Origin of the sequence: Streptomyces jumonjinensis, assembly GCF_009600885.1 — a bacterium.
GTDB classification, from domain to species: Bacteria; Actinomycetota; Actinomycetes; order Streptomycetales; family Streptomycetaceae; genus Streptomyces; species Streptomyces jumonjinensis.
On sequence record NZ_VCLA01000064.1, the window covers coordinates 8919 to 17803 of the forward strand.

The 8885-nt window shown below is 72.8% G+C and carries 8 protein-coding genes; 3 read left to right on the top strand and 5 right to left on the bottom strand.

What is annotated here, in order from left to right; all coding sequences use genetic code 11:
- Positions 1 to 108: 108 nt before the first annotated feature.
- Positions 109 to 1035 (bottom strand): LysR family transcriptional regulator, encoded by a 927-nt coding sequence (locus FF041_RS08005; protein WP_153521654.1) that lies wholly within the window; start codon positions 1033 to 1035, stop codon positions 109 to 111.
- A 71-nt stretch (positions 1036 to 1106) separates the two neighbouring features.
- Here FF041_RS08005 and FF041_RS08010 point away from each other — a divergent pair, with 71 nt between their 5' ends.
- Positions 1107 to 2219, top strand: coding sequence for a TDT family transporter (locus FF041_RS08010; RefSeq protein WP_153521655.1), 1113 nt, complete (start codon positions 1107 to 1109; stop codon positions 2217 to 2219).
- Here FF041_RS08010 and FF041_RS08015 read toward each other — a convergent pair.
- From FF041_RS08015 to FF041_RS08030, 4 genes are all read right to left on the bottom strand, one after another.
- A complete protein-coding gene (locus FF041_RS08015) occupies positions 2185 to 2904 on the bottom strand; it encodes a helical backbone metal receptor (RefSeq protein ID WP_323391431.1) in 720 nt (239 codons plus the stop codon). The two genes, FF041_RS08010 and FF041_RS08015, sit on opposite strands and share 35 nt — an antisense overlap.
- Before the next feature lie 6 nt (positions 2905 to 2910).
- On the bottom strand, positions 2911 to 3501 hold the full coding sequence (locus FF041_RS08020) for a helix-turn-helix domain-containing protein (protein ID WP_153486895.1): 591 nt from the start codon (positions 3499 to 3501) through the stop codon (positions 2911 to 2913).
- Between the two features lie 165 nt (positions 3502 to 3666).
- A complete protein-coding gene (locus FF041_RS08025) occupies positions 3667 to 5448 on the bottom strand; it encodes an ABC transporter permease/substrate binding protein (RefSeq protein WP_323391432.1) in 1782 nt (593 codons plus the stop codon).
- The gene (locus FF041_RS08030) at positions 5441 to 6586 is read right to left on the bottom strand and encodes a quaternary amine ABC transporter ATP-binding protein (RefSeq protein WP_323391433.1); all 1146 of its coding nucleotides are present in this window, start codon (positions 6584 to 6586) and stop codon (positions 5441 to 5443) included. Before FF041_RS08030 ends, FF041_RS08025 begins: the two co-directional genes overlap by 8 nt.
- Before the next feature lie 246 nt (positions 6587 to 6832).
- Here FF041_RS08030 and FF041_RS08035 point away from each other — a divergent pair, with 246 nt between their 5' ends.
- Together FF041_RS08035 and FF041_RS08040 are read left to right on the top strand one after the other, a co-directional pair.
- Entirely contained in the window at positions 6833 to 7738 is a 906-nt protein-coding gene (locus FF041_RS08035) for a 5'-3' exonuclease (protein WP_153486899.1), read from the top strand.
- 86 nt (positions 7739 to 7824) lie between these two features.
- The gene (locus tag FF041_RS08040) at positions 7825 to 8667 is read left to right on the top strand and encodes a siderophore-interacting protein (RefSeq protein ID WP_323391434.1); all 843 of its coding nucleotides are present in this window, start codon (positions 7825 to 7827) and stop codon (positions 8665 to 8667) included.
- Positions 8668 to 8885: the final 218 nt, after the last annotated feature.

Here is an 8885-nt window from a genome sequence, read left to right on the forward strand (position 1 = left end):
AGCCCCCGGACCCCGACTCACCGCACCCAGCCCACACCGCACCCCACCGCACCCTGCGGGGAACAGCCCCGAAGCACCCCGCCCCGAAGCCTCACCCCCGGCGGCCCCTCACAGACGTGAACCGGTCAGCCCCAGCAGCTCCCGGGCCGGACCCGCCGGGGTCTGCCCCCGGGGCCAGACCGCGCGGAGAGCCCGGCCGAGGGACACGCCCTCGACGCGGACCTCCCGCAGCCGCCGCGCCGCCAACTCCTCCGCCACCGCCAGCTCGCTCAGCACCGCGGGACCCGCCCCGCTCACCACCGCCGCCTTCACCGCCGTCGTAGACGCCAGCTCCAGCAGCGGCTCCCCCAGCCCTCCCCACCGCGAGAGCGCCGAGTCCAGCACCTGCCGCGTCCCCGACCCCCGCTCCCGCAGAATCAGCGAGGCCGCCGCGAGCTCCGCCGCCGGCAGCGGGGCACGCCGCCGGGTCCAGGAATGCCCGGGAGCCGCCACCACCACCAGCCGGTCATGGCCGATCACCGCCCCGTCCAGCCCTTCAGGCACCGCGAGCCCCTCCACGAACCCCAGATCGGCCTCGCCCGCGAACAGCCACCGTGCCACCGCCGCCGAGTTCCCCGCCAGCAGCGACACCGCCGTGTCCGGCCGCTGGGCGCGCAGCGCGACCAGCCAGCCGGGCAGCAGATACTCCGCGATGGTCAGAGAGGCGGCCACCCGCAGCCGTGAATCGCGCCGCCCCCGCAGCGCCTGGGTCCCCGCGTCGAACGCCTCCGCCGCCTCCACCACCCGCCGCGCCCAGTCCGTGACCAGCGCCCCCGCGCCGGTGAGCCGGGAGCCGCGCGGGGAACGGTCCACCAGCGCGACCCCGAGCTGACGCTCCATGGACCGCAGCCGCCCGCTGGCGGCGGGCTGGCTGATCCCGAGCTCCCGGGCGGCCCGCCCGAGGCTGCCGTGCCGGGCGATCGCGAGCAGCAGCTCCAGCGCGCCCAGATCGGGCACCCGGTGCGCGAGAGGCACGCGCGGCTCGGCATCGCTCATCACCCCAGCTTATGACCCCATAGCCCGAAGATCCCTGGTGGGAGGCGGTCACCGGCACCGACAGTGGGCGCATGAGCACCGCCGTACGCACCGTCCCCGCACCAGCACCCACTCCCGCACCCCTCCCCGTACGGCTCCCCGCGCTGCGCGATGCCGGCCCCAACTGGTACGCGGCCGTCATGGGCACCGCCATCGTCGCCACGGCGGGCGCGGCGCTCCCCGTCCCCGGCGCGGGCCCCGCCCTGGCGGCGGTGTGGGCGGTGTCCGCGGTGCTGCTGACCCTGGTGCTCACGGCCCGCGCCGCGCACTGGCTGCACCACCGCGACCAGGCACGGGCTCATCTGCTGGATCCGGCGGTGGCCCCGTTCTACGGCTGTCCGCCGATGGCGCTCCTCGCGGTGGGCACCGCCACCCTGACCACAGGCGAGGCGGTGATCGGCGAGCGGGCGGCGGTGGTGACGGCGTTCACGCTGTTCGCCGCGGGGACGCTCACCGGGCTCATCGCGGCCGTGGCGGTCCCCTGGCTGCTGGTGGTGCGCCACCGTCCGGCCCCCGGCGCCGCCTCGCCCGTATGGCTGCTGCCGGTGGTCGCGCCGATGGTCGCCGCCTCCTCGGGCGCGCTGCTCGCCGACCGGCTGCCGTCCGGCGGCCGGTGGCGGGAGGCGATGCTGCTGGGGTGCGGGGCGCTGTTCGGCATCACGGTGCTGGCGACGCTGCTGATCCTGCCGCTGGTCTTCGCCCGGCTGGTCCACCACGGCCCGCTGCCGCCCGCGCTCACGCCCTCGCTCTTTCTCGTCCTGGGCCCCCTCGGCCAGTCGACGACGGCCGCCGCCAACGCCGCCGCCGCCGATACGCCGTACTCGGACCTCCTCGCTCCGCTCGCCGTGCTCTACGGCGTCCCGGTGACGGGGTTCGCGCTGCTGTGGCTGACCCTGGCGGGGGCGATGACCGTACGGGCGGTACGGCTCGGCATGCCGTTCACCCTGGGCTGGTGGGCGTTCACCTTCCCGGTGGGCACCTGTGTCACGGGGGCCGCCGGGCTGGCGCACCACACCGGGCTGCCGGCCTTCACGGTGCTCGCGGCCCTGCTCTACGCCCTGCTGGTGACCGGGTGGGCCGTGGCCGGGTACCGCACGCTGCGCGGGCTGTTCAGCGGAGCGCTGCTCGCAGGGCCGCGCCGATGACGGCGGGCGCTTCGCCGAGAGAGGGCCCGTACCAGGTCAGATGGCGTCCGCTGACGAGTGCGGCGGGCAGCGCGGGGAATGCCTCGGGCCCGTCGTCGGCGGTGAAGCGGTAGGGCTCGTCGGGCAGCACCACCAGGGCCGCGCCGCGCTCGCGCAGTTCGCCGAGCGGAATCCTCGGGTAACGCTCCGGGTGCCCGGCCCAGACGTTCCGCACGCCGAGCCGGGCGAGCAGGTCGCCCGCGAAGGTATCCCGGCCGAGCACCATCCAGGGTCTGCGCCAGATGGGCACCACGGCCGGTACGGGACCCTCCAGGGGCCGGACCCGGGCCCAGGCCGCCCTCGCCTCGTCCAGCCAGCGCGGGCGGGCGGCGCCGCAGCCGTCCACCAGCACCCGGGTCAGCTCGCTGAAGGCCTGCTCCAGCCCCCGCACCTCGGTGACCATCACCGGTGCACCCGCCGCCCGGAGCGCGGCGAGATCGGGCCCGCGGTTCTCCTCCTCGTTGGCGATCACCAGATCGGGTTCGAGCCGGAGCACGGCGCTGACATCGGGGTTCTTGGTGCCCCCGATCCGTACGACGTCGAGCCCGGCGGGGCGTACGCACCAGTCGGTGGCGCCGACGAGCAGCCCGGGGGCGGTGACGGCGACGGCTTCGGTGAGCGAGGGGACGAGCGACACGACCCGCACCGGCGTTCAGGCCTCCGTGGGCGTCGTGATGTGGTCGGCGACGGTGACGACGACGATCCGGGTCTCGGGCACGGTGGCACGCCACCGGTGCCGTACGCCGCCGGACAGGAAGAGGGTGTCGCCGCGGCCCAGCCGGTGGGCCCGCCCCTCGGCCTCGATCTCCACCGCGCCGTCGGCGACGTACATCAGCTCGTCGTTGCGGTGCTGGAACTCGCCCCGGGTGTCGTACTCGCCGGTGAACTCCAGGGCCTCCAGCTGATGCCGTCCCCGGACCAGCCGCCGGGCCCTCGGGGCGTACGGCAGCTCGTCGTCCGTGTCCGCCGTGTCCGCGCGGACGACGGCGATGGTCCGCGCGGCGTCGGACGCCTCGATCAGCCGTCCGGTGGTGGTCTCCAGGGCGTCGGCGACCCGCTGGAGCGAGCGCATGCTGGGGCGGGCCCGCTCATTCTCCACCTGGCTGAGGAAGGGCACCGAGAGTCCACTGCGCTCGGCGACCGCGGCGAGGGTCAGATCGAGCGCTCTACGGCGTCTGCGCACGGCAGCGCCCACCCGAAGAGGCTCGGTCTCCTTCGGGTCCTTGCCGTCCTTCGCGTCCATCCGCCGGGCTCCCCTTCCTGGTCCTGTCTCACCATACGCAGCTTCCGGTCCCGGCCGCGCGCACAGTGATGACCGCCGGGGGCGGTGAGGGGGAGATCGGTACGGGGCGGTCCCGCTACTGGCGAGAACTGCCCCGTACCGCTGCGTCATGGTCCCGCGGGTCGGCTACTGGGGGGCCATCTCCTTCTCGACCTGCGGATTCTCCTTCAGCCAGGTGCGTACGGCGTCCTGCTCCCGGCCCTTGCCGGTCTCCTGGATCTCCGCTTCGAGGCTGGTGAGCTGCTTTTCGGTCATCTTGAAATCCTTCAGCCACTTCCCGATGTCGGGCTGATCCTCCGTGAAGCCTTCGCGCGCGATGGTGTGCACTCCGTCGCCCTCGCCCCAGGCTCCCTCAGGGTCCTTGAGCTTCTTCAGGTCGTAGGTGCTGTACGCCCAGTGCGGCGACCAGAGGGTGGTGAGGACGGGCTCCTTCTTCTGGTAGGCGCGCTTGAGCTCGGCGAGCATGCCGGGCGTCGAGCCGTCGACGATCTCGTACTCGCCCTCCAGGCCGTACTCCTTCAGGACGTCGTCCTTGAGCAGGCCCATCATCCCGGCGCTCGGCTCGATGCCGATGATGCGGCCCTTGAAGGTGTCGGAGGCGCCCTTGAGGTCGTCGAGGGAGTCGATGCCCTTCACATAGGAGGGCACGGAGAGCTCCAGCGAGGTGGGGCCGTACCAGGAGCCGAGGTCTTCGAGGTCGTCGCCGTACTTCTCCCAGTACTGGGCGTGGGTGAGCGGCAGCCAGCCGTCGGTCTGGAAGTCGATCTGGCCTCCGGCGAGCCCGGTGTAGAGCGCTCCGGCCTCCAGCTGCTGGGTCTCGACGGTGTAGCCGCGCCGTTCCAGCACCTCCTTCCAGAGGAAGGTGGAGGCGATGCCCTCGTCCCAGGGGATATAGCCGATGGTGATCTTCTCGCCCTTGCCGGACGGGCCGGTGGGCTTGGAGCCGCCGAAGACGCCCATGCCGCCCGCGACCAGCGAGAGGACGACGACGCCCACCAGGGCGACCACGGGCTGGGGACGGTGGTTCCAGAGGTTCGGCCCGCCGGCCAGGGCCCTGGCCTTGGCGACGGCGCGGCGGCCGAGCGGGGAGATCTGGCGGCCCAGTTCGCCGGTCATCCGGTCCAGGTACATGGCGAGGATGACGATGGAGACGCCCGCCTCGAAGCCGAGCCCGATGTCCACATTGCCGATCGCGCGGTAGACCTCGCCGCCGAGTCCGCCGCCGCCGACCATTCCGGCGATGACGACCATGGAGAGGCCGAGCATGATGACCTGGTTGACCCCGGCCATGATCGTGGGGAGGGCGAGCGGGAGCTGGACCCGCAGCAGGGTGTTGCGGGGGGTGGTGCCGAAGGCCTCGGCGGCCTCGACGAGCTCCTCGTCGACCTGGCGGATGCCCAGCTCGGTCATCCGCACCCCGGGCGGCAGGGAGAAGACGATGGTGGCGATGATGCCGGGGACCACGCCGACGCCGAAGAAGATGATCCCGGGGATGAGATAGACCATGGCCGGCATGGTCTGCATGAAGTCCAGGACGGGCCGGGTCACCGCGCTGACGGTCCTGGAGCGCGAGGCCCAGATGCCGAGCGGGATGGCGATGGCCAGGGTGACGACGGTCGCGACCAGCACCAGGGAGAGGGTCGACATGGCGTCGTCCCACAGCTGGACGGAGTCGATCAGGGCGAAGCCCGCGAAGGCGAGGACGCCCGCGAGGAGGCCGCGCAGCCACCATGCGACGACGGCCAGAACGCCCGCGAAGAGCAGCGGCTCGGGCGCGGAGAGGGCCGCGTCGATGCCGTCGTACATGCCGGTGACGACCGAGGTGACGGCGTCGAAGAGCCACGCCAGATGGAGCTGGAGCCAGTCGACGGCGCTGTCGACCCAGTCGCCGATGGGGATCCTAGGCACCGGCCACCGCCTTGGCCGCGGTCCGCTCGGGGGCGGTGCGCGGGGCGCTGGGCGCGGGGACAGCGGCGGCGGGCGGCTGCGGGGTCATCGGCTCGCCGAGGACGGCCAGCAGCCGGGAGCCGGGTACGACTCCGATGAGCTCGCCCCGCTCGTCGACGACGGCGACGGGCGCGGTGCTGGTGGAGCAGGGGGTGAACAGCTCGGCGATGGGGGTGTCGGCGGTGACCCGGGCGGGGGCCGCGGCGAGGATCTCCTCGGGGCTCGCCGCCGTCCGGCCCGGTCCGCGGGCGTCCTGGACATCGGCCATGATCGCGCCCGCGGTGAGCACCCGGGTGCGGTCCACGTCCTGGGTGAAGGAGGCGACGTAGTCGGTGGCGGGGGTGACCAGGATGTCCTCGGCGGTGCCGAGCTGGACGATCCGCCCGTCGCGCATCACCGCGATCCGGTCGCCGAGGCGCATGGCCTCGTTGAGGTCGTGGGTGATGAAGACGATGGTCTTCTTCAGGGTCTTCTGGAGCTGGAGGAGCTGGTCCTGCATATCGCGGCGGATCAGCGGGTCGAGGGCGCTGAAGGACTCGTCCATCAGCAGCAGATCGGCGTCCGTGGCGAGCGCGCGGGCGAGGCCGACGCGCTGCTGCATACCGCCGGAGAGCTCGTCGGGCCAGGAGTCCTCCCAGCCGGCGAGCCCCGCGAGGGCGAGCGCCTCGGCGGCACGCCGTTCGCGCTCGGGGCGGGGGACGCCCTGGACCTCCAGGCCGTAGGCGGCGTTCTCCAGCACGCTGCGGTGGGGGAAGAGCGCGAAGTGCTGGAAGACCATGCTGATCTTGCGGGAGCGTACGGCGCGCAGCTCCGCGGGGCTGAGCGCGGTGAGGTCCTGGCCGTCGAAGAGGACGCGGCCGGAGGTCGGGCCGAGCAGCCCGTTCAGCATGCGCAGCAGGGTGGACTTGCCCGATCCGGACAGTCCCATGACGACGAAGATCTGGCCGGGCTCGACCGTGAAGGAGGCGTCGATGACAGCCGCCGTGATGCCGTCGGCGCGCAGTTCCTCCCGGTCCGCGCCCCCTTCCAGCCTGCGGATCGCTTCCTCGGGTCGTCTGCCGAACACTTTGTACAAGTGCTCGGCCTGGAGCCTGGACACATACACCTCACGCGTTGAACGGAAACGGTCCGCCACCCCCTTGAGGCGGGCCGTGGAGCCCTGCGGGGTCGGCCCGCACACCCCGAAATGCCGTTGAAATCGCAACGGGGTCGCTCCAGGCCCGCGCCTGCCCCCGTCTTCACAGGACAAACACAATAGTGATCCACATCACAGAGCCGGGGGTACGGCGTGCGGCCGGTGACTGTCAGTGGGGTGCGGCATCATCGGGGTGTGACGCGACGCCTGATGCTCCTCGACACCGCCTCCCTCTACTTCCGGGCCTATTTCGGAGTCCCCGACTCGGTCCGCGCCCCCGACGGCACCCCGGTCAACGCCGTGCGCGGGCTGCTGGAGTTCATCACCCGGCTGGTGCAGGACCACCATCCCGACGATCTGGTGGCCTGCTGGGACAACGACTGGCGACCGCACTGGCGGGTCGAGCTGATCCCCTCGTACAAAGCGCATCGCGTCGCGGCCGAGACCGAGGCGGGCCCGGACGAGGAGGAGACGCCCGACACCCTCGCGCCGCAGGTCCCGGTGATCGCCCAGGTGCTGGAAGCGCTCGGGATCGCCCGGGTCGGGGCGGACGGCTATGAGGCGGACGACGTGATCGGCACCCTCACCGCGCGGGCCGCCGGGCCGGTGGACATCGTCACCGGCGACCGCGATCTGTTCCAGCTGGTGGACGACGCCCGGGGCCGCAGGGTGCTGTATCCGCTCAAGGGAGTGGGCTCCCTCCAGCTGACGGACGAGGCATGGCTGCGCGGGAAGTACGGAGTGGACGGCCCGGGCTACGCGGATCTGGCGCTGCTGCGGGGGGACCCGAGCGATGGGCTGCCGGGGGTGCCCGGCATCGGCGAGAAGACGGCCGCGAAGCTGCTGGACGCGTTCGGCGATCTGGCCGGGATCATGGCGGCCGTGGACGATCCGGCGTCCGGGCTCACCCCGTCGCAGCGCAAGCGGCTGGATGAGGCCAGGGCGTATGTGGCGGTGGCGCCGAAGGTGGTGCGGGTGGCATCGGACGCACCGCTGCCCGCCTTCGATCCGGCGCTGCCCTCGGAGCCGCGCGATCCGGCTGCGCTGGCGGAGCTCTCCGCACGCTGGGGTCTCGGCGGCGCCCTCCAGCGGCTGCTGACCACGCTCCAGGCGTAAGGTGTCCGATTTCTCCGGCGAGGAACGGCACTCGGGATGTTAACTTAGGCAAGCCTAAGCGAATACACGAGTCCAGGGAGACCGCCGTGGCAGAACGACCGGCCCGTCAGGCACCGACGGCCTATGAGGCTCATGTGGTCCGCACCGAGCAGCTCACCCCGCATATGGTGCGCGTCGTCATCGGCGGTGACGGGCTGGCCGGGTTCGCCTTGGACGGCTATACCGATCACTATGTGAAGCTGCTGTTCACGCCGGAGGGCGTGAACTATCCGGAGCCGTTCGACATCGAGCGGATCCGCGCCGAGTTCCCGCGCGACCAGTGGCCCGCCAACCGCACCTACACGGTGCGGAGCTGGGACTCCGTCCGCCGCGAGATGGCGATCGACTTCGTGGTGCACGGCGACGAGGGTCTCGCGGGGCCGTGGGCGGCGCACGCACGGCCGGGCGATGCGCTGCGGATCCTGGGCCCCGGCGGGGGTTACGCACCGGATCCGGCCGCGGACTGGCATCTGCTGGTGGGCGATGAGAGCGCGCTTCCGGCGATCGCCGCCGCACTGGAGAACATGCCGCAGGGCGCGCTGGTGCACGCCTTCGTGGAGATCGACGGCGCCGAGGACGAGCAGAAGATCGTCACCCCGGACGGCGTGGGGGTCCGCTGGCTGCACCGCGCGGGACGCCCGGTGGGCGAGGCGCTGGTGGCGGCGGTGAGGGAGCTGGAGTTCCCGGAGGGGCGGCTGTGCGCCTTCGTCCACGGCGAGGCGGGCTTTGTGAAGGACTTGCGGCGCCATCTGCGGCTGGAGCGGCAGGTGCCGCGTGAGCAGCTGTCGATCTCGGGGTACTGGCGGCTGGGCCAGTCGGACGAGGCATGGCGCGCGGTGAAGCGCGAATGGAACGAGCAGGTGGAGCGGGAACAGGAGCACGCGGCCTGACCCCGCCCCACCCCGAGGCCCCCGACCGCCCGTGCGGCCGGGGGCTTCTCGCCACCCGGGAACGGCCGAGCCGCATGGGAGGGGCCCGCACTCCCCAACGGCTGGGCGGCGTCGTATCGACCGGTGGCGACGAGGGCGGGAGGGGGCCGCACGGCCCGGCACCCGCGATAGGCGGCGGGCGGTTTCGACCTGCATGGGAGGGGGCCGCGCAGGGGTGG

Bases quoted from the DNA above. Each gene is read 5' to 3' on its own strand.
- FF041_RS08005 (WP_153521654.1), bottom strand. From the start codon at position 1,035: ATGAGCGATGCCGAGCCGCGCGTGCCTCTCGCGCACCGGGTGCCCGAT.
- FF041_RS08010 (WP_153521655.1), top strand. From the start codon at position 1,107: ATGAGCACCGCCGTACGCACCGTCCCCGCACCAGCACCCACTCCCGCA.
- FF041_RS08020 (WP_153486895.1), bottom strand. From the start codon at position 3,501: ATGGACGCGAAGGACGGCAAGGACCCGAAGGAGACCGAGCCTCTTCGG.
- FF041_RS08035 (WP_153486899.1), top strand. From the start codon at position 6,833: ATGCTCCTCGACACCGCCTCCCTCTACTTCCGGGCCTATTTCGGAGTC.